Here is a 25,422-nt window from a genome sequence, read left to right as displayed (position 1 = left end):
GTGCGCCGCTCAGCGATAGTGCAGTGCGATCAGCTCGGCGACGCAGGCCGGCTTCTTGCCGCCTTCGATCTCGATCACGAGATGGTAGTTCACGCGCAGGCCGTCGGGTGGAACGTCCTCGGCCTCGGCGACGGTGACACGGCCGCGCAGCTTCGAGCCCGCTGGCACCGGTGCCAGATATCTTATCCGGTCTGCGCCGTAATTCAGGGTGTTGCGTAGGCCCTTGAGGCCCATCACCGATCGAATGAAGAGCGGTGCAAGTGCAAGCGACAACAGGCCGTGGGCGATGGTGGTGCCGCCGGGCGATTCCTTCCTGGCGCGCTCCTGATCGACATGGATCCACTGCTGGTCGCAGGTCGCCTCGGCAAACTGGTTGATGCGATCCTGCGTCACCTCGACCCAGTCGCTGACGCCGATCTCGGTGCCGACGGCAGATTTGATTTCGCTGAAGTCGCTGAATATCCGCATGTCGGTCACCTGCTCAGATCTTCATTTCCGGGATCTTGTCGTGTACGACAAGTTCGGCGTCCGTCACCGCCATGACCTCGCCGACACTGATGCCGGGCGCGGTCTCCAGCAGGGTGGCCCTGCCGTCTGGGAACGCGATCACGGCCATGTCGGTCACGACCAGGTGCACCGGTCGCGCCGATGTCAGGGGCAGAGAGCATTTGGCGACGATCTTGGACTTGCCCTTCGCCGCGTGCTGCATGGCGACGATGACCCGCCTGGCGCCGCTGACGAGATCCATGGCCCCGCCCATGCCCGGCACCATCTTGCCGGGGATCATCCAGTTGGCGAGATGGCCCAGCGCATCGACTTGCAGGCCGCCGAGGACGCTGACGTCGACATGGCCGCCGCGGATAAACCCGAACGACATCGCGCTGTCGAATGTGCTGGCACCTGGCAGCGCACTGATCGGGCGCCCGCCCGCGTCCGTCAGCAGGGGGTGGCTCAACCCCTGCTCGGGGATTGGTCCGGTGCCGATCAAACCGTTTTCCGACTGAAAGAACACCTTGAGATCAGGCGAAACGTAGTTGGCGACCAGCGTTGGGATGCCGATCCCCAGATTCACGAGGTCGCCGGAATGAAGCTCCTGCGCGACGCGCCTCGCGATGATCTCCTGTGCGTCCATGTTTCACCCGTTCGGGTTCGTAATGAGGTAGTCGACGAGCGGCGCCGGTGTCAGCACGTGGTCGGGTGCGATGACGCCGACGGGCACGATGTGCTCCGCTGTCACGATCACGGTGTCGGCCGCCATCGCCATGACCGGATTGAAGTTGCGTGCCGTGAGCGCGTAGGAGAGGTTGCCGAGATAGTCGGCGAGAAAGGCGTGGACCAGGGCGAACTGCGCCCGCAGCGCGGTCTCGAGCAGGAATGGCCTGCCGTCGATCTCGATCTGGCGCTTGCCTTCGGCGACGAGGGTGCCCACGCCTGTCGGTGTGAGCACACCGCCGAGGCCGCACCCGCCTGCGCGAATGCGCTCGGCGAAGGTGCCCTGCGGAATGAGATCGACGGCGATCTGATTGGCCAGCATCTGCTGCTGCGCCTTCGGATTGAGGCCGATATGGGTCGCAATGAGGCGCGAGACGAGAGCCGCGTCGAACAGCTTGCCGACACCTTTTCCGGGCGTCGCCGCGTCGTTGCTGATGACCGAGAGACCGGTCTTGTGTTGTCGCACAACCTCGTCGAGCAGGCGCTCCGGCGTTCCGACGCCCATGAAGCCGCCGACCATGATGCTCGCACCGGACGGGATCATCGCGACGGCTTCTTCGACGGAAACGGCCCTCATGATGGGAACTCCAGTCAGCAAAGGCGATCAAAGGAAGGCGACGGTGAGACGATGTTGGCGAGCGGTCGGCACGCTCCTTTGATCTGCGTCAAGGCTTCTCATCGTTCCCACGCCGGGTGGTGATGCCTATGCTCTCAAGGGCTTCTGCCCATAGTCTTCGGACTTCCGCGTGGCGCCGCTCAAGCGCCGCGTTGACGGCGTCGCGAAACGGCACAAGGCTCTCGCCCTTCAGGAAGAGAAAATTTGCGCCTGCAGCAGCCGGCCGCTCCCGAATTCGATGCGGCGCAATGCCGACACGAAGGCATCGTTCGCATTGGCGCCTGGCGGCAGCAGGGAGGCCGGGCGGATTCCGGCGTGAACGGCGTGGGCCAGCGTCGCAAGATCGATCGGCAGGGCCAAAGGTAGATTGGTTATCCCCGGAAACCGCAAAGGTGTTTTGAAGCTCCGCCAACGAATTCCATTGAGTTAGATCAAGCCTCCCCCGGTCGAGCTCCCTAGCCATGGCCGAGGCGATGCCGGATTGCCGGCTCGTGGTCGTCCCAAACATCGGACATTCGATGAACCTGGAAGTGCCGGCCCTCTACGCCGGCTATTTCGGCGCCTGGTTCGGGGGGCTCGCGGCATAATCAGAGGGAGTAACGTCATGGCAGAGATCAATCCATCCGCCGAGAACATCCGCGGGATGCTCACCGAAGCGCTTGTGCGGTTGCGAAAGGCCAATGCGGAGTATTTTGAGCTGCTGGAGCGGGGGCTCAGTTCCTCGCCGCTACCGATCGCGGACCAGGCCAAGCAGTTTTGCAGTTTCATGCAGCGCAACGCCAGCGCGACGTTCGACTTTGGCGACAAGCTCGTTCAAGCCAAGGACGTTCAGGACGCGCTCAAGCTTCAGTCCGAATTCTTTCAGGGGCAGATGCAGGCCTTGACCGATCAGGCCAGGAGCATGGGCGAGTCGGCCATGAAGGCGGCGACGGGCGCGTTCACGCCCAAAAACTGAATGGACTGAACCCAGGCGTGAGGCGATGAACAGCCGTCCGCCTTGCCCATGCGAGCACAATGGCGCTTCAATTCATCGTCGGCGCGATCGTCAGCGTCATCAACATCATGATCCACGCCCTGGTGACGGTGGGAGCCATCGGCATCGCCCGCACAGCCGGGCTGCGGCATGATGCGTGGCCCCGGCTGCATCTGATGGCCGTCATGGTCGCAACAGCGTCGGCGCTGATGGTGGCGCATACGATGGAGGTTCTGGTCTGGGCGCTGGCCTATGCCTTGGTCGGTGCCGCGCCTGCCGGCAGCGACCTGATCTATTTCGCCTTCGTCAACTACACCACGCTGGGCTACGGCGACATCACGCCCATACAGGCGTGGCGGCTGACGGGTCCGATGACCGCGATGAACGGCATCTTGATGTTCGGCTGGTCGACCGCAGTCCTGTTCGAGGTCTTGCGCAAGACGCTCGACGATCTCGGAGTGACGAGGCTGCCGGACGGCAGGTGATCTGATGCTGACGAATGGCAGTTCCATGGATCGACTGCAACATTGGCGCTAGCCAGTGTGGTGTGCAGCTTTTACCGCTTGCCGACAAGGCCACTCTGCGGCAGCCAAGACGCAGGTAAGTGCCCGCTCTCAGGCGCTCAGTGTTGCAGGTCGAGACTGGCGAGCTGCTGCCGGTTGAGCAGCATGATCTGGCGCTGGGTATTGCCGATGAAGCCGAGGACGCCGAGATCATGAAGGTGCGATATCGCCCGCGAGACGGTCTCCAGCGTCAAGCCGAGGTAATCGGCAATATCGCGCCGGGACATCGGAAGTGCCATGACATTGACCCCGGAGAGCCGCTTGTCCATTTCGAGCAGGAAAGCGGCGACGCGCTCCAAGGACGTCTTCCGGCCGAGCAGGAGCATGTGGTCCTCTGCGTGTTGCAGGTTGCTGGTCGTCATGTTGAGCAAGTTGCGCGCGACCATCGCGTCGCTCTCCGCCACCAGCTCCAGGCTTTGCCGCTTGATCAGCCGGACGGTGGTATCCACGATCGCCTCGGCGGTGAACCGATGCTCGCTGCCGTTCTCAAGTCCGAAAATGTCTCCGGCGAGGTGGAAGGCGCCGATCTGCCGGCGACCGTCCGACAGGAGTTTATAGCTTCGCACTGCACCAGACTTGACCTGGTAGACGTAATCTGCAGGTTCCTTCTCGCCGTAGATCTCAGTGCCCTTTTTATATGTAAATTCGTTTAAACTGACGATTGGATTTGAATCGCTCGTCATGCCGAGGTCTTTGAGCGAATTGGGGCGGGGAGACGCGTCTGTCGTGATGCGAACAAACATAGGCCCAACTCCTCAACTGATCGCTGAATTGGTCTGCCAGGCTGATATTTCGCCAGGAGAGGTGCCGCCGATGTCGCACTCCGGCTCGGGTCGGTTTACGACTAACGCCGTATTCTTCACCATTGTCTCATGGTTCATTGTACCAAGGGACAGGTCGGTGGGATGGATGCGCGGAATGAGAAGAGCGGGCTCCTGCGTCGGATCAAGCTTCGCGCCACAAACTCCGGCCTGCGAAACCTTCGGCATTAACGGGATGGCTAGAGCTCAAGCCCATCCAGGTGTTAGGTAAGCGGTTAAAGCAGATTGCAGGAAGCAGAGAGGGTCCATTGCCCGGCCTTGTTCACGTGGTCGACGACGATGCCTCGTTTCGAACAGCGATCGAGCGTCGGCTTAAACTTGCGGGCTACGACGTCGCGACCTATGCATCCTCGCAGGACCTGCTCGATCATCTGCCCCGCGAAGAGCTGCCGAGCTGCATCCTCCTCGATGTGCAGATGCCGGGCCTGAGCGGACCGGATCTACAGAAACGTCTTAGTGAGCTTGGATCGACCGTCCCGATCGTGTTTCTCACCGGACACGCCGATACCGCGACGACTGTGCGGGCGATCAAGGCCGGCGCCGAGGATTTCTTGACCAAGCCGGTATCGTCGGGGCAACTGATTGAAGCGATCGAGCGGGCCTTGTCACAACAGGAGACCGCGCGCGGGCTGCGCAGCCGGCTCGATTCGCGTCGCGCTCATGTCGCGTCGCTGACGCCACGCGAGCGGCAGGTGTTTGACCTCATTGTGCGTGGGAAGATCAACAAGCAGATCGCGTATGAATTGGGAACGACCGAACGCACGGTCAAAGCACATCGACACCAGGTGATGGAGAAGATGCAGGTGAGTTCGCTCGCGGAACTGGTTTCAACGGCGCAGCTGCTTGGTATGCTGGATCCCGAGAGCGGCTCACACGGCTAGGCGATAACTAATTCGCAGGTTCCCCCTGTGACTTGCACCAAAGGTCAATGGAAATCTCCCTGAGAGGGGTATTTCAACAAGCCGACGTGTTGGCTCCCCGGGAGACGAAGAACCGCGAGGCGCTTGACGCGTTCACGCAAGTCCATCGTGTTCTGCCAAGCTTTCCCTGTATGGAGTTGAGCCACTTGCAGCGCCGCAAGTCCATTTTCGTTGTCGATGATGACCCTTCCATGCGCAGGAGCATGAAGCGGCTGCTGCAGGAGCACGGCTTCGAGGCAAAGCTGTTCGAATCCGCCGAGGCGCTGGTAAATCATGGCAACTTTCAGCAGGCATTCTGTATCATTCTGGATATCAATCTGGATGGAGAATCTGGAATTGATTTGCGACGCTGGCTTGCGGAACAGCAGGTCCAGGTTCCGATTGTCTTTGTCACCGGCAACGACACTCACGAAAGCCGCGCGGCGGCAATTGCATCGGGATGCATCGCCTATTTGACCAAGCCCTTTGCCGCGGCCTCGCTCATCGAGAGTGTGGAGAGAGCCTGGGGCAGCTAGGCTGGACAAGTCAGCTGCGCGCTATTCGTCGATCTGCTGGTCGAACGTTTGGGCCGGCGGCCCCTTGTGAGCAGATGCGAACTGAGCAAGTGGCAGGGAGGCGGTAACCGACAGCATGTTGGGGTCGATAACCTCCAGCGCGAGCGTCTTGCCCGTTTCCATCTCCCTTATCAGGCCGGGTTTTGCCACATCGGCGGCTATGCAGGCGTTGTTCAGGCACCATGTGTACGGTACGGCATAGGTGTTGCCTTTGTCGACCGTGAGCTTGACGGGCACCTGGACAAACATGCCGACCGGCACGAACATCTGGAGCCGTGCCGTGCGGTCGCCCTCACGTTCGATCAAGTCCAACCGAACCGCCGTCTGCCCCGTGTCGAACGTGCCGGTGATCGAGGTCCGGCACACGGTCTTGGCGCCGCCCGGCTTGAAGCATAGTTTTCGCCAGTCGCCGTATTTGATATCATTCGCCATGCGCTGCCCCCGCGGTGAAATCTCGGCGGAGGCCGGCATGGTGGTGGTGGCGACGAGCAGCAGAAGCGCGAACTGCGCGGTCGCGTGATTGCGTGTCATCCGGATGGATTGACGATGTGAGCGTGCCATTGTGTCGCCTCCGGAAATCGAGCGCGTCGTCTATTTGATTTCGTCGAGAAATCTGCTCACGAGTGGCGACCAGATCGGAATGGCATCCGGCGAGCCGACGAAGAAATGCCCCTCATCGCCGAACGGCGGAACCAGATGGTATTGCGCCTTGCCCCCGGCCGAGGTGAAGGCCTCATGCATCCGCTTCGACAACGCGGGGCCGAAGAACGTGTCATTTTCGATATAGATCCACAGCATCGGCACCCGGGAGGTGCGACCGAAATCCATCGTCGCCTCGACCAGTTTATCCGGGGCGCAATTATTGTTCGGCTTGCCGCCGACACGCCCACCGCGGCCAGCGGCAAAGGTGATGATCGCTCCGATCTGCGGCGGGTTCATGCTGGAAAGCGCGATGGATGCCCAGCCGCCCGCAGACTGACCGACAACGACGACATCCTTCGGTGTGATGCGTTTTTCGGCAGCCAGGAAATCGATGATCCAGAGGTCGACCTGTGCCACCGCGAGGCCGGCGTCATGGAAATTGGGATTGGAGCACTTGCCGACCTTGGAAAAGAACGGTCCATAGAGTCCGCGTTCGGGAATATCGATGGCTGAGGCGCCGTAACCGGTGCCGACGGGAGCGACCACGAAGTAGCCGCGCCTTGCGAACCATTTCGCCGCGTCGCGGAACTCGACGAGTGGAAAGAAGCTGCGCTGTTTAGGGTCGAGCGATACGCCGTGGTTCATGATTGCGAGCGGGAACGGGCCATCGCCGACGGGTCGAACGACGTAGGCGAACATCGGCAACGGTAACGGCAATGCCCACACTTCCTCCTGGATGCGGCGCGACGCGGCCTCATTGTCGGCCCATGACGGTGCAATCAAGGAGGACGCAAGCAGCTGCACGACCACCAGTAGCGGCTGGATCCACGTCCGTGGCTGCATTTCGTCCTCCCTCAGCCAACAAAGGTGCAGGCTACGATAATCGGCCCGAGCACGGTCAGAACCACATTGCCGACGGCGTAAGGCACGGCAACGCCGAGCACCGGCGTCTGGCTCTCGGCGATCTCGCAAGCCCCGGTCACGGCTGCATCGACCGTCATGGCGCCGGCGAGGGCTCCACAGGTGATGACCGGGTTCATGCGCAGGACGTGATAGGCAAACAGCGTCGCGACGACCAGCGGCACCAGTGTGACCACGAGGCCCATGCCGACCAGCAACAGGCCGTGCGCCTGGATCGCGACCCAGGCGGCGTGACCGTTGGCCAGGCCGATCGCCGCGATGAATCCACCGAGGCCGAGATCGCTCAGCGTCTGCTGCGCGGCCGGCGGCATTGCGCCCATCGTCGGCCGGCGCGAGCGCAGCCAGCCACAGAGGAGACCCGCGATCAGTGCGCCGCCACCGCCGCCGAGCGTCAGCGCGATGCCGCCGACCTTGAAGCTGACGAGCCCGGCCAGCAGCCCGGCGGCAATACCCGCCGCAAGGAAGGCAATGTCAGTACGGTCGCCGGAGCGCACGATCTGCCCGACCTGCTTCGCCGCGCGCTCGATGTTGCGGGTGCTGCCGACCAGCGTCATGACGTCACCGACATAGACACGCGTGTCCGCGCTCAGCGGGGCTTCGCGCCCATGCCGCGTCAGGGCGCGCAAAAACACACCGCGTGCATCGCCGCCGATGCGATCGGCCACATCCCGGATGGATCGGCCGTGGAGGTTGCGGTTGTCCACCAGCACGTCAAGCACATTGCCGGGGATCGCCTTCAGGATCTCGTCGGCATCGATCTCGGTGCCGATGATCGGCTTGGCGGCGACAATGGCGGCAGTTCGACCGGCGATGACGATGTCGTCGCCAGCCTCGAGCACGGTGTCCAGACGCGGTTCGATATCGGCGCCCTGGCGCACGATCCGTTCGATCACCGTGCGGCTGCCGATGTCCTCCTCGATCGCCTTGACGGTTCGGCCGGCCGCAGCCGTGACGCGATAGGCGCGAGCCTGGAACTTGCGATAGGATAGGTTCTCGGTCTTCGGCGGCGCGCCACCTGAAAGCTCGACCTCGAGCTTTTTCGCCTCGTCCTTGAGATTGACCCCCATCAGTTTCGGCGCCGCGAAGGGGACGTAGAGCAGTGTCAGAATGTAGCCGAGCACATAGGTGACGGCATATCCCGCTGCGATATTCGCTTCCGGTTGCTCCAGCACGGTCTTCGGCAATCCGAGCTGCGCCAGCGCGCCCGAGGCCGTGCCGATCACGGAAGACTGCGTCAGCGCGCCAGCCGCAAGCCCGGATGCCGTGCCGGGATCGAGCTTGAAGGCGAACGCAAAGGCCAGCACGATCACGAGACCAGTCCCGCCGAGCACGAGCGCCATGGCAACTTGGGCCAGGGTGCGGACACTCAACGAGGCGAAAAACTCCGGTCCGGATTTGTAACCGATCGTGAATACGAAGAGACTGAACAGCACGATCCTCAGCAGCGCGGGGAACGTAAAGGTGCCGAGTTGTCCGATCAGGACGGACACGATCAGGATGCAGGCCGTGGTGCCGATCGCGAAGCCGTGGATCTTGACGCGTCCAAGCATGGTGCCGATGGCAACCGCAAGCAGCAGGAAGATCTCCGGAGCGGTGGAAATGATCCACCTGACAGTATCCATGATCGCAAATTCCCGGGCGAAATGATTGACGTCGAATTCGCGCCCGGGAACCGGGCGACTGCTTGATTTAGATCAATCCCAAGCCATCCTCGCTGCGGCGTCTTTTGGCCGATGCAGGATCTGCGACATCCGAAGTCCGCGCCATGAGCACTCTGGATCTAGCTGCGAGCGCATCGTTGCGGCGCAATGAGGCGCTTGAGGTCGCGCTGCTGCTCGCCTTCGCCGGCGGCTATCTCGACGCCTACACATGGATGATCCACGGCGTCATGGCGAATGCCCAGACCGCCAATCTGGTCCTGCTCTGGGTCTATGGTTCGGTGGGCAATTGGGCCGCGGCGCTCCATTTCGTGCCGCCGATCCTGTCATTTGCGATCGGTGTCCTGGTTGCGGCATGGCTGCGCCACGCGACGGGAGATCGGGCCAGTGTCATCAGCACGCTGATCGAGATACTGCTTCTGATCGCAATCGGAATTCTGCACAACCGGCTGCCCGATCTTGCGGGCACGCTGGGCATTTCCTTTGTCGCGGCGATGCAGACCGCAATTTTCACCAAGGTCGAAGGCGTGGTCTACAGTTCGGTGATGATCACCGGTAACATGCGCCAGGCGATTGAGGGCGCGTTTGCGGCGGTCGTCGGCGGAGGTCCGCCGGGACCGCTTCGCCGCTCGGGCATGTTTGCAGCGCTGTGCGTCATGTTCGGCGTGGGAGCGGCGGTCGGGGCCTTCGCGACAAAGTCCTTTCCGAACCTGGCGCTCGGCATGCCCGTGATCGCCTTGCTGATCGTGTTGCTGCGCTGCGAGGTGGATCGCAGCGAGGCCCGCGCATGAGCGCCCCGTCTGGGCTGCAGGGGAGCTGGTTGCGGTACTTTCCGCCGTCGAGCTGGCTTGCGACCTATCGCAGGTCGTGGTTGCCATCGGATGCTGTCGCCGGCGTCACGCTTGCCGCTTACGCAATTCCGGTATCGCTGGCCTACGCCGCGCTGGCCGGGCTGCCGCCGCAGGTCGGGATCTACGGCTACATGCTCGGCGGCTTCGGTTACGCCTTGTTGGGCTCGTCGCGCCAGCTTGCGGTCGGCCCGACTTCGGCAATCTCGCTGATGATCGTGGGCACGGTAGGGCCGCTCGCCGCGGGCGATCCGGTGCGTTATGGGCAAATTGCAAGTCTTGCTGCCTTCGCGGTCGCGGTGTTGTGCCTCATCGCCTGGCTGTGCAAGCTCAGCGTCCTCGTCCGTCTGGTCAGCGACAGCATTCTCGTCGGCTTCAAGGCTGGCGCCGGGCTCACCATCATCATGAGCCAGCTGCCGAGCCTGTTCGGTGTTGCCGGTGGAGGCCATGACTTCTTCGAACGCGGCATTGAGCTCGCCGGGCAGCTCGGTGACGTGAATCCGCTGGTGCTCGCCGTCGGTCTGGTGGCATTCCTGCTTCTGCTGACCGGCGAGCGGCTGCTCCCCGGTAGGCCGGTCGGGATCGCGGTTGTGGCGCTGGCGATCGCGGTGGCAACCGCGCTCGGTCTGCCGGCTCTCGGCGTGCCCGTGACGGGAAGAATCCCCCAGGGCCTGCCGGTGCCTGGCTTGCCCACGTTCGGCCTGCTGGAGTTCGACGATCTCTTTCCGCTTGCCGCCGGATGTGTGCTGCTCGCCTACATAGAGGGTGTTTCGGCGGCTCGGAGCTTCGCCGCCAAGCATGGTGACAGCCTTGACGTCAGGCAGGAGTTCTTGGGCCTCGGTGCGGCCAATCTCGCTACGGCCTTAGGTCATGGCTATCCTGTGGCTGGCGGGTTGTCGCAATCCGCCGTCAACGACAGCGCGGGTGCCCGCACACCGTTGGCGCTGGTCATTTGCTCTGGGACGCTGGCGCTGTGTCTCTTGTTCTTCACAGGGCTACTGACCAATCTGCCCAAGGCGGTGCTGGCCGCCATCGTCTTTGCCGCCGTGTACCGGCTCGTCGACATCCGTACGTTGGCGCGGATGTGGCGCGTCAGCCGCATCGATTTCTACGCGGCGGTGATCGCATTGGTATCCGTCCTGCTGCTCGGCATCCTGCAAGGTGTCCTGCTGGCGTCGATCGCCTCCATCTTCCTGCTGCTGGCGCGCGCGTCACAGCCGAATGTGGCATTTCTCGGCAGGCTCCCGGGCAGCGGCCGGTACTCCGACAGCGCCAGGCACGAGGACGTGGAGCCGCTGGTTGGAATCATCGCGTTCCGCCCCGAAGCCTCGCTGCTCTATATTAATGCCGAGATGATCCTGGACGTCGTTCTGAATGCGCTCCAGAGGTCGTCGGATGTCAGGCTCGTTGCCTGCGACCTCTCGGCGTCGCCCTACATCGATCTGGCCGGCGCGCATATGCTCCGGAATCTCCACGACGAACTTGCGTCACGCCATGTCGCGTTCTGCATCGCCGGCGCGCATGCGCAATTGCGCGATTTGCTGCGCGCCGAGGGGCTCGCCGAGAGGACCGACAGCGGGCAATGGTTGCGCTCGCTCGACAACGTGCTCGGCGACAACCAGGCCAGATAGCGCCCGGGACATTTGCCGATCTCCGGCGCGACTTTCGTTCAGTCGCGCGTCCGTGTTGCATCGCGAAGCGTGCACGCTGCTCGCAGGCCGACTGATTTCATGCGCGACCGTTGACTTGGATCAATGGAGCTCTCCCGCGCGATACCCACGATCCGCCATCACCTTCGCCTCAAGAGCCAAGGATGGGGAGAGACATGCCCAAGGACGCCAAGCCTGCGCAGCAGCGCATCGATCAGTTCTTCTCCGGGCCCGGCGGACGGGCGGACAATTGGCGCGATCTGGTCGACGCGGCCAAAGCATGGTCCCGTGGCGGAGACCGTGCGAAGTATGACGCTGCGCTGGCCGATCTCTCCGTGACGGAGGAATTTCACGGCTATCCTGGCTTGCAGCTCATGGCAGCCTTGCGGGAGGCAGCCACGACTGGTGATGCGGCGACTTCGCTGGCGCTCGCAACACGGTTGGCGCAGGCTCTGACGACGAGATCGTTCCGTCAGCATGCGGGCGACTGGAATACGAATGACGAAGGCAACGGCGAGACGCCCGATCTGGTGCCGCAGATGTTCGGTCCGCACGCGGCGCGCCGTCCCTATTTCGAGACGTTGATCGTCACCGGCCTCACGTCCGGAAGTTGGCCCGCGCTCGCCAACGAATGGCGCAAGCTTCGGCGTCCGGTTGATCAGTTTGCCTATGAACCGGTTATCGTCGGCAGCCTCGAAGACGCTTTTTGCGCCGCTATGCTGAACCCCAATCTTGCAGCTGTCGTCATCAACGAAGGCTTTGCACTGCGCTCGCGCCATGACGCGCCCGTACTCCGCGCGATGACCGCGTCGGCCGGATTGAAAGACGAGTCCGATGCCTCGGCGCTGCGGCTCGCCCATATCATCAAGCGGGTCCGCCCCGAGCTCGACCTCTATCTGATGTCCAATCGCAATGTCGAGGAGATGGCCGGAAATCCCGAGGCCGACGTCGTCCGCCGGATCTTCTATTCGGTCGAGGAGCTGCTCGAACTGCATCTCTCGATCCTTGAAGGGGTGCAGGATCGCTATGACACGCCGTTCTTCGACAATCTCAAGAAATATGCACAGCGTCCTATCGGAACGTTCCATGCGCTGCCGATCGCGCGCGGCAAATCGGTCTTCAAGTCGGACTGGATCCGAGACATGGGCGAGTTCTACGGCCTGAACCTGTTCCTGGCCGAAAGCAGCGCGACCACCGGCGGCCTGGACAGCCTGTTGGAGCCGACCGGCAACATCAAGAAGGCGCAGGACAAGGCCGCACGCGCACTTGGCGCCGATCGCGTGTTCTTCGTGACCAACGGCACCTCGACGTCGAACAAGATGGCGGTGCAGGCGCTGATCGGACCGGGCGACATCGCCATCGTCGATCGCAATTGCCACAAATCGCATCACTACGGGATGGTGCTGGCCGGCGCGCAGCCGCTCTATGTCGAAGCCTTCCCGATGACGGAATATTCGATGTACGGCGCCGTGCCGCTGAAGACCATCAAGCAGGCTTTGTTGAGCGCCAAGGCCGACGGCCGGCTCGACCGCGTCAAGCTGCTGGATCTGACCAACTGCACCTTCGACGGTCATATCTACAATACCCGCCGGGTGATGGAGGAGTGCCTCGCCATCAAGCCCGACCTGATCTTCCTGTGGGACGAGGCCTGGTTCGGCTTCGCGCGCTTCTCGCCGTTCCTGCGACGGCGCACCGCGATGGGCGCCGCTAGCGAGATCGAAGCCTGGATGCACGACCCGAAATCGGTTACGGCCTACGAGGCGCAGCAGGCCGAGCTCGGCAAGAATCCGTCGGACCAGGTGCTGCTCAAGACCCGGCTGATCCCCGATCCGCGCCAGATTCGTCTTCGCGTGTACCAGACCAATTCGACCCACAAGTCGATGTCGGCGATCCGGCAGGGCTCGATGCTGGCGGTCAAGGACGTCGAATTCCACACGGTCGAGCAGCAGTTCAAGGAAGCCGTGTTCACGCACGCCTCCACCAGTCCGAACCAGCAGCTGATCGCGAGCCTGGACGTCTCGCGGCGCCAGATGGAGCTCGAGGGTTACGGTCTCGTGGCCAATGCGATCGAGATCGCGCTCGCCATCCGACAGGCAGTCAACACCAATCCGCTCATCTCGAGATATTTCCGTATCCTCGGTGCCGACGCCATGGTGCCGGCACAATACCGGCAAAGCGGGTTTACCGACTATTTGGCGGCCGGAACGAACTGGGCGAGTGCCCTGAAGAGCCTGGACGACGACGAGTTTTGCCTCGATCCAACCCGCATGACGCTGGTGTGCGGCACGGCCGGCTTCGACGGCACGCAGTTCAAGGGCATCCTAGCGAACGACCACAACATCCAGGTCAACAAGACCTCGCGCAACTCGGTGCTGCTCCAGTCCAACATCAACAACACGCGCAGCGACGTGGCACATCTCGTCAGGGTGCTGGCGGAGATCGCCGGTGAGGTCGACCGTGGCCTGACCCAAGGCGGAGCCAATGCGAAGAAGACCTTCGAGGCGCGGGTGAAGAGCCTGATGACCGACGTGCCCGACTTGCCGAACTTCTCGCATTTCCACCAGAGTTTCCGCGGCGATGCCGGCGCCAAAACCAACGAAGGTGATATCCGGAGTGGCTTCTACGCGGCCTATGACGCGGCAGGATGCGAGTACATCCGGCTCGCCGATCCCGAGATCGACCGGCGCCTGAAGGCCGGTCCCGACCTGGTCTCCGCTAGTTTCGTGATTCCTTATCCTCCGGGCTTCCCGATCATGGTGCCGGGTCAGGTCATCACCCAGGAGACCATCGACTTCATGCGCAAGCTCGATGTGAAGGAAATCCATGGCTACGACGCCAAGGAAGGCCTGAAGCTCGTGCGGACCGAAGCCTTGGCGAAGATCGGCAGGCCCAAGCCCGGCGCGCAGCCGAAGTTGAAGGCCGCCTCGTAAACAGGGGACGAACATGCAGGGCTTTTTCACCTTTCTGCAGCAGAATCCGTATCTGCTGCTGTTCTTCGTCGTCGGCCTGGCAGTCTATATCGGGCGGGCGAGCATCAAGGGCTACGGCCTCGGCATGGTCGCCGGCGCCATCGTGGTCGGCGCGGGACTGTCGGTCTGGGCCTCGACTTACGGCGTCAAGCTCGAGTTGAACAATTTCGCCAAGAGCCTTTTCTACTATCTCTTCATGTATGGAGTCGGCCTGCGGGTGGGACCGTCCTTCATCAACAGTCTGAGGGGGGACGGGCTCAAATTCTGCATTCTGGCGGTGGTGTCGAGCGTGATCGGACTGACGCTTGTCGTGCTCGGAGCGAGATTGTTCGCACTGCCGACCGGCGCGGCCGGCGGCATGCTGGCGGGTTCTCAGACCATGTCGGCCGCGATCGGTTCGGCCGAACAGGCGATCACCTCCGGTGTGGTCAAGCTGCCTGAGGGCATGAAGCCCGAAGAGGCGTCCGGCATGATCGCGCTGTCCTATGGCATCACCTACATCTGGGGCACCGTCGGAATCATCCTGATCTGCAAGTATCTGCCGCGCTGGTGGGGTGTCGACGCCAAGGCCGCAGCCAAGAAGTACGAGCAGGATTTTGGCGTCAAGGATCTCGAGGGTGGAGGCCTCACTGGCTATCGGCAGTTCGGACTGCGCGCCTACCGGCTCGAAAACTCGGCGCAATTCGGCACGAGCATCGCCAAATTCCGCAAGGTCAATCCCGAGTACCGCATCGTCAACGTGGCGCGTGGCGGCGAATTGTTGGGAGCCGATCCCGACCTCGTGCTGCAGAAGGGCGACGTCGTCGCGCTCGGCGGCTCGACCGAGCATCTGACCGACAAGATGGGCTTGATCGGGCCGGAGGTTGCGGATGCCAAGGTGCTGGGCATTCCCATGGATCAAGCGGACATTCTCATCACCAACAAGAACATGGTCGGACGGACCTTCGAATCCTTCCGCGAGACGGCGATCGCTGGGCAGTTGCAGGTCACCAAGGTCGAGCGTGGTGGCGTTGCAATCCCGGCCGGTCTAAAGACCGAGCTCCAGCGGATGGATATCGTCTCGGTGGTCGGCCTGAAGTCCGCCGTCAACGAGCTCGGCGAGATGTGGGGGCGCATTGCGCGGACCAACACCTCGACCGACCTCCTGACGCTCGCCGTCGGCATGATCATCGGCTTCTTGATCGGCATGATCGAGTTTCCGGCCTTCGGCGCCAAGATCGGCCTCGGCAATGCCGGCGGCCTCCTGCTGTCAGGCGTGATCGTCTCCTCCTTGGTCTCCCGGTTGCGCTTCTTCGGCAACACGCCGAATGCGGCGCGGAATGTGCTCGAGGACCTCGGTCTCGTCGTCTTCGTCGCCATTGTCGGCGTTAATGCAGGCGCGGGCTTGCTGGCTCAGCTTACGGGCGCGGTGGCGCTGAAGATCTTCATCGTCGGATTTATCGCCTGCACGATCCCGCCTTTCATCGTCTGGGCGATCGGCTTCCACGTTTTCAAGATCAACCCGGCCGTGCTGATGGGCGGCGTCGCCGGTGCTCGTTCGCATTCGGGGCCGTGTCGCGAGGCCGCGGTCGAGATCCAGAGCTCGGTGCCCTGGATTGGCTTCCCGGTCGGTTACGCCGTCTCGGGCATCCTGCTCACGGTATTCGGTTACTTCGCGATGATCCTGGCGCAATAGCGCGGCATCTTCATTCAAGGGACAACAGACATGAAAAGACTTGCTGCTTGCGCCGCGCTCGCCACTCTCCTTTCCGGAGCCCTCGGTTCCAGCACGTCGACGCATGCCGAGACCGGGCAGGTGGCAGTCGTCTTCACCAAGGGTGGCTTCATCGTCGGCGTCGGCGGTGGGGAAGGTGTTCTGCTCCTTCGGGGTAAGAAATATCCCTTTACCGTATCCGGCATGAGCGTCGGCTTCACGATCGGCGCCTCGACCACCAAGCTGGTTGGCCGCGCCCTCAATTTGAGGGGACCGGCATCCATCGAGGGCTCCTACGCGGTGGGCGGAGCAGGTGGCGCCATTGCGGCGGGTGCGGGAGCCGTTCAACTGCAGAACGCCAACGGCGTGATCCTGCAGCTCAGCGGTCCGAAGGTCGGCGCCGAAGTGTCGGCTGCCGTGGGTGGTGTGACCATACGTTTGAAGTAGACGCTAAGCGATCGGGCCGCCTCAGCGCGGCTCGATGCGCGCGGTCGAGGGGCGGCGTCCCTCCTGACCGAGGTCGAGCCAGGGAGTCGCCGGACATATTGCCATTGGGTGCCGTCCGCGATTTCGCGAGGCATCGTCGAAGGGCGGATCACGGCACCCTAATATCGAGGGAGGACTAGCCATGCTTCGTTATCTTCTCGCAGCTGTTGCGGCGTTCGTTCTTCTTACCGCTACTCTCATCCCCGATGATGCCTACGCCCGTCGTGGCGGCGGTGGTGGCGGTTATCGCGGCGGTGGAGGAGGCATGCGGGCCGGGGGCTTTCACGGGGGCGGCTATCGTGGCGGCGCGGTTCACGCCGGACGGATCCACGGCGGTGGCGGGCGCGGCTATCGCGTCGGAGGCCCGCGACCGAGCCATCCGATCGCCGGTCGTCCGGGCCGTCCAGGTTACCCCGTTGCCGGTCGGCCAGGCCGCCCGGTCGCCGGTTATCCCCGCTACGGCTACCGCGGCGCAGCCTACGGTGCCGCCGCCGGGGCCGCCGCAATCGGAGCCTATGGATACTACAACAACAACTACAACAATGGCTGTTATCAGGACACCTACGGCAATTGGGTCTGTCCGCAGTATCCTAGCCAGTATCGATACTGAGAACGCGCTGCTGACGGTCGGGACGGTGGTCCGTCAGCGGTGAGGGTTCCGGCGTCGAGCAATCGGGCCGCATCATCGCGCGGCCCGATCCTCGTCAATATCGTTCAGCGACGAAATTCATCCCGCGCAAGCTTGCCTGGTCATTGTAGCGGCCCTTGTCCGAGCGCCTCGGCAATTTGACCTTGTCCTTCTTGATGCGCTTGCAGGGAATTGACTTCAGCACATGTGCGATACAATTCAGCCTTGCGCGGCGTTTGTCGTCGGAGCGGATGATGTACCATGGCGCGTGCTTGGTGCTCGTCTTCCTGAGCATCAGGTCGCGGGCCCGCGAATAGTCGTACCAGCGCCGATAGGATTCCAGATCCATCGGGCTCAACTTCCATTGCCGCACCGGATCGTCGATGCGGGCTCTGAAACGACGCTCCTGCTCGTCCATCCCCACTTCCAGCCAGATCTTGATCAGGATGATGCCGCCGTCGATGACGTATTTCTCCATCTGCGGACAGAGCGAGAGAAAGCGCTCGTGCTCGGCGGGCGTACAGAACCCCATCACATACTCGACGCCGGCGCGGTTGTACCAGCTCCGGTCGAAGATCACGATCTCGCCGCCGGCGGGAAACTGCTGCATGTAGCGCTGGAAGAAGAGCTGCGTCTTCTCTCGGTCGGATGGCGCCGGCAATGCAACCACGCGGAACACGCGCGGGCTGACTTTTTCGGTGATGGCCTTGATCGTACCGCCCTTGCCGGCGGCGTCGCGGCCTTCGAACAGGATGATGACCCGTAGCTTGTTCGCTCGGACATAGTCCTGGAGATGACACAGCTCGACCTGGAGCTTCTCCAATTCCTTCTCGTAGTCCTTGCGCTTCATCCGCTCGGCAGGCTTGTCCTTGGCCATGCTCGCCCTTTCGCCGTCAGGTCTCAGCTGGCGGTCCCGCGCTCAATCACCCCAGGAAATCGTGATGCCGATGTCGCCCGGCACGCCGCCGGGAAAATCGATGATCTGGTAGGCGATGCGATAGCCGCGTGGCTTCAGATGGTCGGTCCAGAGTTGGAAGATTTCCTTCGGGATGCCGGTCAACGTGCTTTCCCAGCCCTTCTCCATCTGATTGATGGCGCGGCCCTTGTCGGTGCATAGCGTGTTGGGGAAGCGATAGACCTGAACCTCGGTCAAGCCATTTCGCACCGCACGCTGGATGATGGTCGAGGCGAGCTTGACCTTCTCCTCTTCGGTCTTGCCAGAAGGCTTGCTGAGGCGTTCAATCAGGGCCCGTTTCTCGGCTTCGGCGGCGGCGGCAAGCCGCGCATATTCGTCCGCCTTCTCGGCCTCCTTGAGGGCTGCTTCCTTGCGGATCTGCGTGGCACTGGGGATGAGGTCATCGATGCCGGGCATGGCGGGCGGCTCCTATTGGGCTGTTGCGCGTCGGCTTTCAGGCGAGGCTAGGTAGGGCCGCTCCAGGTCCGTTGATTCAGATCAAGCAATTGCGAGACCCGGTACCGACACTGCATTCGCCGCATTGACGTGAACACGCGGGCCGAAAGGGAGAGACCGTTGAGCGAGCAGCTTCATCCGATGGCCCCGCATCATCTGCCGTTCTATCTCGCGCCGGGAAGCGGGGTGGACACGCTGATGGTCGTGATGGGCATCTTCCTGATCGGTACCGTGCTCTGGGTTGGCACGCTTTATTGGAAACTGCATAGCCTGCCCGAGCGGATGGCGCACAAGTCACAGAAGCTGCAATTCGAATTCGTAGCCGTGCTCGGCCTGATCTCGCTCTTTACCCATATGCATATCTTCTGGGTGGCGGGCCTGTTGCTTGCGCTGATTGATCTCCCCGATTTCGGCACGCCGCTGCGCAGCATTGCCGGCTCCGTTGAGAGGATTGCTGACGCAACGCCGGGCGAAGCAGGCGACGTGGTGGCCGAGTCCCGATCGGACGCCGGGGCCGGTATACCGCCGACGGGGAAATCCGGTCCCGCGAAGGAGAAGGAGCACAGCCATGTTTGAGCTCATGTTCTGCTCTCTCCTCACGATCCTGCCCGACTATCTCTACCGCCGCTATGCCCAGGGCAAGCGCTTCGGCAAGGAGATCACCTTCTTCTCAATCTGGTACGAGCTGAGATGGGGCATCACGGGCTGCCTGATGCTGACGGTGTCGCTCATCACCATGATCTTCTACTTCCATCCTTCCACCACGTCGGCCGCGCTCTATTTCCGCACCGTGCCGATCCTGCCCGAAGGGGCGGGGCGGGTGGCCGAGGTCAAGGTTGGTTTCAGCGAACCGGTGAAGCAGGGTGACGTGCTGTTTATGCTCGACAGCTCCAGGCAGCGGGCCGCGTTCGAGACCGCCGCGCGCAAGGTCGCCGAGGTCGAAGCGTCCATGTTGGCGGCGCAATCCGACGTGGTCAGGGCCGAAGCCCAGATCCAGGAGGCCAAAGCCAATTATCAGCAAGCCAAGGATGAGCTCGACACCAAGTCCGACCTTCAGCGCCGCAATCCCGGCATCGTGCCGCAGCGCGACATCGAGAAGCTTCAGGTGCTGGTCGATCAGCGCCAGGCCGGCGTTGACGCGGCGACAGCCGTAAAGCAATCAGCGGCCTTGCAGGTCTCGACGCTCATTCCGGCGCAGAAGGCGAGCGCCGAAGCGGCGTTGGCTCAGGCCCAGGTCGATCTCGACAAAACCGTCGTTCGCGCCGGCGTAGACGGCCGTGTCGAGCAGTTCCTGGTTCGCACCGGCGACGTCGTCAACCAGTTGATGCGGCCGGCCGGCGTGCTGATCCCGGAAGGCGCCGGCCGCGGGGCCCTACAGGCGGGCTTCGGCCAGATCGAGGCGCAGGTGATGAAGGAAGGCATGCTGGCCGAAGCCACCTGCATCTCGAAGCCCTGGGTGATCATCCCGATGGTTGTGACGACGGTGCAGGACTACATCGCGGCCGGACAGTTCCGCTCCGGCGAACAGTTGATCGATCCGCAGAACATCGCGCGGCCCGGCACCATCCTGGTTTATCTCGAGCCGCTCTACAACGGCGGCCTTGATGGCGTGACGGCGGGCAGCAGCTGCATTGTCAACGCCTATACCAGCAATCACGAGGAGATCAGCGCAAAGGACACAGGCACCTTCCGCAAGATCGCGCTGCATGTGGTCGATGGCGTCGGCCTTGTGCACGCGCTGCTGCTACGTATCCAGGCGCTGCTGCTACCGATCAAGACGCTCGTTCTGAGCGGACATTGATGCGGCGAGCCCCCCGCGGGCGCCAGCAAGGTCGACCTTGACTCCGCTGCCATGGCCGATTTCGACGAAATTACACCGGGCACACCGTCAGGAGCGAAGAAGTGACCCAGTCGCGCAAATTCGTCGTTTGCGCGTCCGCGGCACTCGCCCTTGCCGCGGGATTGTCCATGAATGGGACAAACCGTCTCGCTGACGGCGCCCTCTTCTCAGAGGCGCAGGCAAGAGTAGGGCGGCCGCTGACCCCCATGAGCTATGCCGGGGTGGCCCGTCGAACGACCCGACGGGCGGTGGCTGCTGGCGCAGCGGCGGGTGCGGCGGGAGCCTATTATGGCTCGTCCTGCGTGCAGGTCGTGGACGCCTACGCCCGGGTCACAACGCGCTGCTGATGCGATGGCGCGAGGAAGATTGGCGCCTGCACGATTTGCGCTAGAGTGTGGCCGGGAGGCGGTTACTCTCGTGGAGAAAGCATGAGCGGGCGCATCGCTATGGCCCCGATCAAGTCAAGCTGGCCGATCATCGTTGCACGTCTCAGTCTGTGTTTGCTGGTCTGGGGCGCAATGGTGCCGGCGGCCCTTGCCGCCGATCGCAACGAGCCAAAACGGCTCCTGCTGCTCCATTCCTTCGGCCGGGATTTTCGTCCTTGGAGCGAATATGCCCGGAGCATCAAGGCCGAGTTCGAACAGCAATCCTCGTTTGCGCTGGACATCCAAGAGCACACGCTTCTCTCAGCGCGGTTCAACAGTCCCGGACCGGAGGCGCCGTTCGTCGATTATCTGCGCTCGCTTTACCGGGCCAGTCCGCCCGACCTCGTGATGAGCCTCGGAGCGCCGGCGGCGCGGTTCGTTCAGAAATATCGCGAGCAGCTCTTCCCGGATACACCGCTGGTGATGACGGCGGTCGAGCAGCGGCTGGTGAACCGGGGGGCACTGACCCAAAACGATGTCGTCATTCCGGTTCGCAACGACTTCACAGCATTCTTCGGCAGCATTCTTCAGGTGTTGCCGGAAACCCGGACCGTTGCCGTCGTCATTGGCGCCTCGCCGCTGGAGAAGTTCTGGCTCGACGAAGTCAAACGGGAGGCTAAGCCCTTCGAGGACCGGTTCGAATTAATCTGGTACGCAGACCTGTCGTTTGAGGAGATATTGAAGCGCGCCTCCACGCTGCCTCCACATACGGTGCTGTTCTGGCAACTGATGTCGGTCGATGGTGTCGGCGTCGCCCACGAAGGTGATCTAGCATTGCGCCGGCTGCACGCGGTCGCCAACGGGCCGATCTTCTCCTATCAGGAAGCATTTTTTGGCCGCGAGACCGTCGGCGGCCCGATGCACTCGATATCCGAGTCCAGCAAGGCGACTGTCAGCGCGGCGCTTCGCATCTTCGCGGGCGAAAAGCCGGGCGACATCAAGATCGAACCGATCGGATTTGCCGCGCCGAGATACGACTGGCGCGAGATGCAGCGTTGGGGCATCAGCGAGAGCGATTTGCCGACGGGAAGCGAGGTTCTATTTCGCGAGCGGGGGCTCTGGGAAAGATATCGTTGGCAAATGGCAATGATCGCAGCAGCGTTCCTAGTCCAGGCCGGGCTGATCAGCGGGCTACTCCACGAACGTCGCCGGCGCCGTCTGGCGGACGTCGAGTCGCGGCAGCGCCTGGCGGAGCTCGCGCATCTCAGCCGCTATGCGGCCGCCGGGGAGATGACGACCTCCATCGCGCACGAGCTGAACCAGCCGCTCGGCTCGATCCTGACCAACGCCGAGACGGCGGAGCTCATGCTGAAGAGCGCCTCGCCGAACCTCGATGAACTCAGAGCCATCCTGGCCGACATCAGGCGCGACGATCAGCGGGCAAGCGAAGTGATTCGACGGCTGCGCAGCATGCTGAAAAAAACGCCCTTTGAAATTCGAGACCTTGAACTAAACAATACCGTGCGGGATGTCATCGGGTTCGTCGCAGATGTGGCCAAGGGACGCGGCGTCGTGTTGAACTACCTTCCGGCGACGGCCGAACTTTGTGTCCGGGGCGATCCGATTCACCTGCAACAGGTTGTTCTCAATCTCGTTGTCAACGCCTTGGACGCGATGTCCGAAATTCAGACAGGCAAACGCGAAATCAACGTAACGACGAACGTTTCCGGTGCTTGGGCGGAGATCCGGGTTGGCGACACCGGCGCCGGCATTGCGACGGATGATCTCAAGAGCATTTTCAATCCATTTTTCACCACCAAGCCGCAGGGCATGGGCATGGGCCTGGCCATAGCCCGCACCATCGTCGAGGCGCACCACGGCACGATTTCCGCCGCGAACGCGCCCTCCGGCGGGACGCTGTTCAAGATCAAGCTCCCGATCGCGCGCCAGGCTTTCGCGTTGCAGCAGCACGATTAGCGCAGCCGGGACGCAGCCATTTCCCTTGATCTTTGTCAAAGAACGGTCGGGCCGCGGACCGATCCTCCAAATTGTGACTCCGATGGAGGATGTGATGCTTCGCTGTGCCAGGACCGTGATCGCGCTTGCGCTGTTGATGGCCATCCCGTCCGTCGCCTCGGCGCAGACGGCCGACAAACCTGCTGCTCCAACCGCTCAGCCGCAAGCGGCAAGCCAGGCTCCGCCAAGCGCCGAGCTCCTGAAGCCCGAGCAGCTCGAAGCACTGGTGGCGCCGATCGCGCTCTATCCTGACGAGCTGCTGGCCAATGTGCTGGCCGCGTCGACCTATCCGCTGGAAGTGGTGCAGGCCGATCGCTGGCTCAAAGAACACAAGTCGCTGAAGGGCGATGCGCTCAAGACCGAGGTCGAGAAGCAGGCCTGGGACGACAGCGTCAAGGCGCTCGCCAGCACGGCGGACGTTCTGACGATGATGAGTGACAAGCTCGATTGGACCAAGAGCCTGGGTGATGCCGTGCTCGCGCAGCAGCCGGACGTGATGGATGCGATCCAGCGATTGCGCACCAAGGCCTATGACAACAAGAAGCTCGTTACGACCAAACAGCAGAAGGTCAGTGTTCAGACGCAGGAAAACAAGCAGGTGGTCGTCATCGAGCCGGCCGAGCCGGGAACGATGTACGTGCCGTACTACGAGCCGGCCACCGTTTACGGGGCCTGGCCCTACGCGGACTACCCACCTTATTACTTCGGGTATCCGTCCTATATCGGCGCAGGCGTGATCGCGGGGGGGCTCGCTTTTGGGACCGCCTGGGCGATCGGACGCTGGGGCAATTACTGGGGCGGCGGCTGCAACTGGGGCAACCGCAACGTCTATGTCAATCACCGGACCACCAACATCGGAAATGGCTGGCAGCACAATCCGGCGCACCGCCAGGGCGTGCGTTACAACAACACCAATGTTCAGCAGCGTTTTGGCAACAACAATCTGAAGGCGGGCGCCGCGGACCGGATGGATTTTCGCGGCCGCGACGGCCAGCAGGTACTCAAGGATCGTCCGGGCGCCGGTGCCGCTGATCGTGCAGGAGATCGAGCGGGTGACCGCACCGGCGACCGCGCGGGTACGCGGGACCGGCCCGGTGGCGGCGATCGCGCCGGCGCTGCGGACCGCGCCAAGGGGAGTGCGAAGGGCGGAGGCGATCGAGCCAAGGGCGGTGGTGACCGCGCCAAGGCCGCCAACCGCGGCGGCGCTGGTGCCGGCAACCGCGCAGCGTCTGCCAATCGCGGTGGTGGAGGTAGCCGCGGCGGTGCCATGAACGTTTCCTCTGGCCGGGCGGCTGCAGCGGCCTCCGCCCGCGGGCGGTCGAGTATGGCGAGCATGCCTCGCGGTGGCGGTGGGGCGAGCTTCGCCGGGCGTGGCGGTGGCGGCATGTCTGCCGGAGGCGGTTTCCGAGGAGGCGGCGGCGGACGGGGAGGCGGCGGCGGCCGGCGCTCCGACATTGCGCTGAAGCACGATGTCGTCTTGCTCGGCTATCTCGCCAACGGCCTCGGCTATTACCGCTTCAGCTATCTCGGCAGCCACAAGGCCTATGTCGGTGTCATGGCGCAGGAGGTCGAACGCGTGAAGCCGGAGGCGGTGACCCGCGGCAACGACGGTTATCTGCTTGTCCACTACGACAAGCTCGGATTGAAATTCCGAACCTACAGCGATTGGCTCGCCCGTGGTGCGAGGATCCCTGCGGAGGTCGCGCCATGAATGTTCTGAAGTCACTTCATCGCGCGGCGTTGCCAGGCATCATGGCGCTGGTACTGCTGAGTTCGACGGCGCCCGCGCAGCAATCCTTTTCTACGCCCGAGGATGCAGCGGCAGCGCTTGCCTCTGCGGTCAAGGGAGGTCCGGCCGATATTCTCAAGGTGCTCGGCAGGGCTGCTGACGACATCGTCTCGTCCGGCGACGAGGTCGCCGATGCAGACATACGCCAGCGCTTCACGTCGATGTATGATGCCAAGCATTCGATCAAGGCGGAAGGCAACAAGAAGGCCACGCTGATGCTGGGGCCGGACGACTTCCCGTTCCCAATTCCACTCGTCAATGCAAAGAGCGGCTGGGAATTCGACACGGCCGAGGGACGGATCGAAGTGCTTTATCGTCGCATCGGCCGCAACGAGCTCGACGCGATCCAGACTGCGCTCGCCTATGTCGATGCCCAGAATGAATATGCCGACAAGGATCGTGGTGAGGGCGTGGGCGTCTACGCGCAACGCATCGTCAGCAGCCCGGGCAAGAAGGACGGCCTGTTCTGGCGCGACGATAGCGACCCGAGCCCACTCGGTGCACTGGCGGCGGAAGCCTCGGCCGAAGGCTATAAGGCCGGAAGTGTAGAGCCGAGCCCATATCATGGATACTATTTCCGTATCCTGAAGGGGCAAGGGGCGGATGCGCCCGGCGGTGCTCTCAACTACGTCGTCAAGGGCAAGATGATCGGTGGCTTCGCCCTGATCGCCTGGCCAGCCGAATACGGCAATTCCGGCGTCATGACCTTCCTGGTCAATCACGCTGGTACCGTCTACCAGAAGGACTTGGGAGAGCGCACCGAGTCTATCGCCCAGCGCATCACGCTGTTCGATCCGGACCAGACCTGGAAGAAGGTCGATGCCGCAAAACCCTGAGAGCAGCAGGCG

General features: G+C 62.8%; 26 protein-coding genes and 1 pseudogene. 17 read left to right on the top strand and 10 right to left on the bottom strand.

Going from position 1 to position 25,422, the window contains the following annotated elements; all coding sequences use genetic code 11:
- Positions 1-9: 9 nt before the first annotated feature.
- The 4 genes from EI171_RS30690 to EI171_RS45920 form a co-directional block, all read right to left on the bottom strand.
- A complete protein-coding gene (locus tag EI171_RS30690) occupies positions 10-468 on the bottom strand; it encodes a MaoC family dehydratase (protein ID WP_011086244.1) in 459 nt (152 codons plus the stop codon).
- A gap of 13 nt (positions 469-481) precedes the next feature.
- Complete coding sequence (locus tag EI171_RS30685; RefSeq protein ID WP_161535528.1) at positions 482-1,132, bottom strand: 3-oxoacid CoA-transferase subunit B; 651 nt, start codon at positions 1,130-1,132, stop codon at positions 482-484.
- 3 nt (positions 1,133-1,135) lie between these two features.
- A complete protein-coding gene (locus EI171_RS30680) occupies positions 1,136-1,789 on the bottom strand; it encodes a CoA transferase subunit A (protein ID WP_011086246.1) in 654 nt (217 codons plus the stop codon).
- A 228-nt stretch (positions 1,790-2,017) separates the two neighbouring features.
- A complete protein-coding gene (locus tag EI171_RS45920; RefSeq protein ID WP_236842214.1) occupies positions 2,018-2,188 on the bottom strand; it encodes a hypothetical protein in 171 nt (56 codons plus the stop codon).
- A 101-nt stretch (positions 2,189-2,289) separates the two neighbouring features.
- Here EI171_RS45920 and EI171_RS30670 point away from each other — a divergent pair.
- The 3 genes and pseudogenes from EI171_RS30670 to EI171_RS30660 all read left to right on the top strand — a co-directional run.
- Positions 2,290-2,415 (top strand): annotated as a pseudogene (locus EI171_RS30670) (alpha/beta fold hydrolase); the annotation flags it as partial.
- Between the two features lie 17 nt (positions 2,416-2,432).
- Positions 2,433-2,783, top strand: coding sequence for a phasin (locus tag EI171_RS30665; RefSeq protein ID WP_011086248.1), 351 nt, complete (start codon positions 2,433-2,435; stop codon positions 2,781-2,783).
- Between the two features lie 59 nt (positions 2,784-2,842).
- Positions 2,843-3,286, top strand: coding sequence for a potassium channel family protein (locus EI171_RS30660; protein WP_011086249.1), 444 nt, complete (start codon positions 2,843-2,845; stop codon positions 3,284-3,286).
- Between the two features lie 137 nt (positions 3,287-3,423).
- Here EI171_RS30660 and EI171_RS30655 read toward each other — a convergent pair whose 3' ends face one another.
- Positions 3,424-4,107, bottom strand: a complete 684-nt coding sequence (locus EI171_RS30655; protein WP_161535527.1) for a helix-turn-helix domain-containing protein — start codon at positions 4,105-4,107, stop codon at positions 3,424-3,426.
- Positions 4,108-4,433: 326 nt separating this feature from the next.
- Here EI171_RS30655 and EI171_RS30650 point away from each other — a divergent pair, with 326 nt between their 5' ends.
- Together EI171_RS30650 and EI171_RS30645 are read left to right on the top strand one after the other, a co-directional pair.
- Positions 4,434-5,066, top strand: a complete 633-nt coding sequence (locus EI171_RS30650; protein ID WP_161535526.1) for a response regulator transcription factor — start codon at positions 4,434-4,436, stop codon at positions 5,064-5,066.
- Between the two features lie 47 nt (positions 5,067-5,113).
- Positions 5,114-5,620: a response regulator transcription factor gene (locus EI171_RS30645; RefSeq protein ID WP_028171963.1), complete on the top strand. Its 507-nt coding sequence runs from the start codon at positions 5,114-5,116 to the stop codon at positions 5,618-5,620.
- 21 nt (positions 5,621-5,641) lie between these two features.
- Here the strand turns inward: EI171_RS30645 and EI171_RS30640 are convergent, their stop codons facing one another.
- From EI171_RS30640 to EI171_RS30630, 3 genes are read right to left on the bottom strand one after another with little or no spacing between them, the layout of a single operon-like run.
- Positions 5,642-6,220 carry an invasion associated locus B family protein gene (locus tag EI171_RS30640; protein ID WP_161535525.1) on the bottom strand — a complete coding sequence of 193 codons (579 nt, stop codon included), beginning with the start codon at positions 6,218-6,220 and terminating at the stop codon, positions 5,642-5,644.
- Between the two features lie 30 nt (positions 6,221-6,250).
- Positions 6,251-7,144 carry a S9 family peptidase gene (locus tag EI171_RS30635; protein ID WP_028171961.1) on the bottom strand — a complete coding sequence of 298 codons (894 nt, stop codon included), beginning with the start codon at positions 7,142-7,144 and terminating at the stop codon, positions 6,251-6,253.
- 11 nt (positions 7,145-7,155) lie between these two features.
- A complete protein-coding gene (locus EI171_RS30630; protein ID WP_161535524.1) occupies positions 7,156-8,844 on the bottom strand; it encodes an aspartate:alanine exchanger family transporter in 1,689 nt (562 codons plus the stop codon).
- Between the two features lie 143 nt (positions 8,845-8,987).
- Between EI171_RS30630 and EI171_RS30625 the strand changes: the two genes are divergently transcribed.
- The 6 genes from EI171_RS30625 (at position 8,988) to EI171_RS30600 (ending at position 17,135) form a co-directional block, all read left to right on the top strand.
- Positions 8,988-9,671, top strand: coding sequence for a YoaK family protein (locus EI171_RS30625; protein WP_028171959.1), 684 nt, complete (start codon positions 8,988-8,990; stop codon positions 9,669-9,671).
- Positions 9,668-11,359, top strand: a complete 1,692-nt coding sequence (locus EI171_RS30620; protein ID WP_161535523.1) for a SulP family inorganic anion transporter — start codon at positions 9,668-9,670, stop codon at positions 11,357-11,359. The genes EI171_RS30625 and EI171_RS30620 overlap by 4 nt, the downstream gene beginning before the upstream one ends.
- 194 nt (positions 11,360-11,553) lie before the next feature.
- A complete protein-coding gene (locus tag EI171_RS30615; RefSeq protein ID WP_028171958.1) occupies positions 11,554-14,307 on the top strand; it encodes a decarboxylase in 2,754 nt (917 codons plus the stop codon).
- A gap of 13 nt (positions 14,308-14,320) precedes the next feature.
- Positions 14,321-16,021 carry an aspartate:alanine exchanger family transporter gene (locus tag EI171_RS30610; RefSeq protein WP_161535522.1) on the top strand — a complete coding sequence of 567 codons (1,701 nt, stop codon included), beginning with the start codon at positions 14,321-14,323 and terminating at the stop codon, positions 16,019-16,021.
- Positions 16,022-16,051: 30 nt separating this feature from the next.
- Positions 16,052-16,486: a hypothetical protein gene (locus tag EI171_RS30605; RefSeq protein WP_161535521.1), complete on the top strand. Its 435-nt coding sequence runs from the start codon at positions 16,052-16,054 to the stop codon at positions 16,484-16,486.
- Positions 16,487-16,667: 181 nt separating this feature from the next.
- Complete coding sequence (locus tag EI171_RS30600; protein ID WP_161535520.1) at positions 16,668-17,135, top strand: hypothetical protein; 468 nt, start codon at positions 16,668-16,670, stop codon at positions 17,133-17,135.
- 94 nt (positions 17,136-17,229) lie between these two features.
- Here EI171_RS30600 and ppk2 read toward each other — a convergent pair whose 3' ends face one another.
- Entirely contained in the window at positions 17,230-18,030 is an 801-nt protein-coding gene (gene ppk2, locus EI171_RS30595; RefSeq protein WP_011086264.1) for a polyphosphate kinase 2, read from the bottom strand.
- 42 nt (positions 18,031-18,072) lie between these two features.
- The gene (locus EI171_RS30590; protein WP_011086265.1) at positions 18,073-18,525 is read right to left on the bottom strand and encodes a hypothetical protein; all 453 of its coding nucleotides are present in this window, start codon (positions 18,523-18,525) and stop codon (positions 18,073-18,075) included.
- Positions 18,526-18,705: 180 nt separating this feature from the next.
- Here EI171_RS30590 and EI171_RS30585 point away from each other — a divergent pair, with 180 nt between their 5' ends.
- The 6 genes from EI171_RS30585 to EI171_RS30565 all read left to right on the top strand — a co-directional run bounded on the left by EI171_RS30585 (position 18,706) and on the right by EI171_RS30565 (position 25,410).
- Positions 18,706-19,140: a hypothetical protein gene (locus EI171_RS30585; RefSeq protein ID WP_060913025.1), complete on the top strand. Its 435-nt coding sequence runs from the start codon at positions 18,706-18,708 to the stop codon at positions 19,138-19,140.
- On the top strand, positions 19,133-20,365 hold the full coding sequence (locus EI171_RS30580) for an HlyD family secretion protein (RefSeq protein ID WP_161535519.1): 1,233 nt from the start codon (positions 19,133-19,135) through the stop codon (positions 20,363-20,365). The genes EI171_RS30585 and EI171_RS30580 overlap by 8 nt, the downstream gene beginning before the upstream one ends.
- A gap of 101 nt (positions 20,366-20,466) precedes the next feature.
- Entirely contained in the window at positions 20,467-20,751 is a 285-nt protein-coding gene (locus EI171_RS45915) for a hypothetical protein (protein WP_371740282.1), read from the top strand.
- 81 nt (positions 20,752-20,832) lie between these two features.
- The gene (locus EI171_RS30575; RefSeq protein WP_202633031.1) at positions 20,833-22,746 is read left to right on the top strand and encodes a HAMP domain-containing sensor histidine kinase; all 1,914 of its coding nucleotides are present in this window, start codon (positions 20,833-20,835) and stop codon (positions 22,744-22,746) included.
- 94 nt (positions 22,747-22,840) lie between these two features.
- Positions 22,841-24,496 (top strand): DUF3300 domain-containing protein, encoded by a 1,656-nt coding sequence (locus EI171_RS30570; protein WP_038965969.1) that lies wholly within the window; start codon positions 22,841-22,843, stop codon positions 24,494-24,496.
- The gene (locus EI171_RS30565) at positions 24,493-25,410 is read left to right on the top strand and encodes a DUF2950 domain-containing protein (protein ID WP_161535517.1); all 918 of its coding nucleotides are present in this window, start codon (positions 24,493-24,495) and stop codon (positions 25,408-25,410) included. The genes EI171_RS30570 and EI171_RS30565 overlap by 4 nt, the downstream gene beginning before the upstream one ends.
- Positions 25,411-25,422: the final 12 nt, after the last annotated feature.

Source organism: Bradyrhizobium sp. LCT2 (genome assembly GCF_009931255.1).
Classification (GTDB): Bacteria; Pseudomonadota; Alphaproteobacteria; order Rhizobiales; family Xanthobacteraceae; genus Bradyrhizobium; species Bradyrhizobium diazoefficiens.
This window is presented reverse-complemented; position numbering and strand designations above follow the sequence as displayed.

Bases quoted from the DNA above. Each gene is read 5' to 3' on its own strand.
- EI171_RS30690 (WP_011086244.1), bottom strand. From the start codon at position 468: ATGCGGATATTCAGCGACTTCAGCGAAATCAAATCTGCCGTCGGCACC.
- EI171_RS30685 (WP_161535528.1), bottom strand. From the start codon at position 1,132: ATGGACGCACAGGAGATCATCGCGAGGCGCGTCGCGCAGGAGCTTCAT.
- EI171_RS30680 (WP_011086246.1), bottom strand. From the start codon at position 1,789: ATGAGGGCCGTTTCCGTCGAAGAAGCCGTCGCGATGATCCCGTCCGGT.
- EI171_RS30665 (WP_011086248.1), top strand. From the start codon at position 2,433: ATGGCAGAGATCAATCCATCCGCCGAGAACATCCGCGGGATGCTCACC.
- EI171_RS30660 (WP_011086249.1), top strand. From the start codon at position 2,843: ATGGCGCTTCAATTCATCGTCGGCGCGATCGTCAGCGTCATCAACATC.
- EI171_RS30655 (WP_161535527.1), bottom strand. From the start codon at position 4,107: ATGTTTGTTCGCATCACGACAGACGCGTCTCCCCGCCCCAATTCGCTC.
- EI171_RS30645 (WP_028171963.1), top strand. From the start codon at position 5,114: ATGGAAATCTCCCTGAGAGGGGTATTTCAACAAGCCGACGTGTTGGCT.
- EI171_RS30640 (WP_161535525.1), bottom strand. From the start codon at position 6,220: ATGGCACGCTCACATCGTCAATCCATCCGGATGACACGCAATCACGCG.
- EI171_RS30635 (WP_028171961.1), bottom strand. From the start codon at position 7,144: ATGCAGCCACGGACGTGGATCCAGCCGCTACTGGTGGTCGTGCAGCTG.
- EI171_RS30630 (WP_161535524.1), bottom strand. From the start codon at position 8,844: ATGGATACTGTCAGGTGGATCATTTCCACCGCTCCGGAGATCTTCCTG.
- EI171_RS30625 (WP_028171959.1), top strand. From the start codon at position 8,988: ATGAGCACTCTGGATCTAGCTGCGAGCGCATCGTTGCGGCGCAATGAG.
- EI171_RS30620 (WP_161535523.1), top strand. From the start codon at position 9,668: ATGAGCGCCCCGTCTGGGCTGCAGGGGAGCTGGTTGCGGTACTTTCCG.
- EI171_RS30615 (WP_028171958.1), top strand. From the start codon at position 11,554: ATGCCCAAGGACGCCAAGCCTGCGCAGCAGCGCATCGATCAGTTCTTC.
- EI171_RS30610 (WP_161535522.1), top strand. From the start codon at position 14,321: ATGCAGGGCTTTTTCACCTTTCTGCAGCAGAATCCGTATCTGCTGCTG.
- EI171_RS30605 (WP_161535521.1), top strand. From the start codon at position 16,052: ATGAAAAGACTTGCTGCTTGCGCCGCGCTCGCCACTCTCCTTTCCGGA.
- EI171_RS30600 (WP_161535520.1), top strand. From the start codon at position 16,668: ATGCTTCGTTATCTTCTCGCAGCTGTTGCGGCGTTCGTTCTTCTTACC.
- ppk2 (WP_011086264.1), bottom strand. From the start codon at position 18,030: ATGGCCAAGGACAAGCCTGCCGAGCGGATGAAGCGCAAGGACTACGAG.
- EI171_RS30590 (WP_011086265.1), bottom strand. From the start codon at position 18,525: ATGCCCGGCATCGATGACCTCATCCCCAGTGCCACGCAGATCCGCAAG.
- EI171_RS30585 (WP_060913025.1), top strand. From the start codon at position 18,706: ATGGCCCCGCATCATCTGCCGTTCTATCTCGCGCCGGGAAGCGGGGTG.
- EI171_RS30580 (WP_161535519.1), top strand. From the start codon at position 19,133: ATGTTTGAGCTCATGTTCTGCTCTCTCCTCACGATCCTGCCCGACTAT.
- EI171_RS30575 (WP_202633031.1), top strand. From the start codon at position 20,833: ATGAGCGGGCGCATCGCTATGGCCCCGATCAAGTCAAGCTGGCCGATC.
- EI171_RS30570 (WP_038965969.1), top strand. From the start codon at position 22,841: ATGCTTCGCTGTGCCAGGACCGTGATCGCGCTTGCGCTGTTGATGGCC.
- EI171_RS30565 (WP_161535517.1), top strand. From the start codon at position 24,493: ATGAATGTTCTGAAGTCACTTCATCGCGCGGCGTTGCCAGGCATCATG.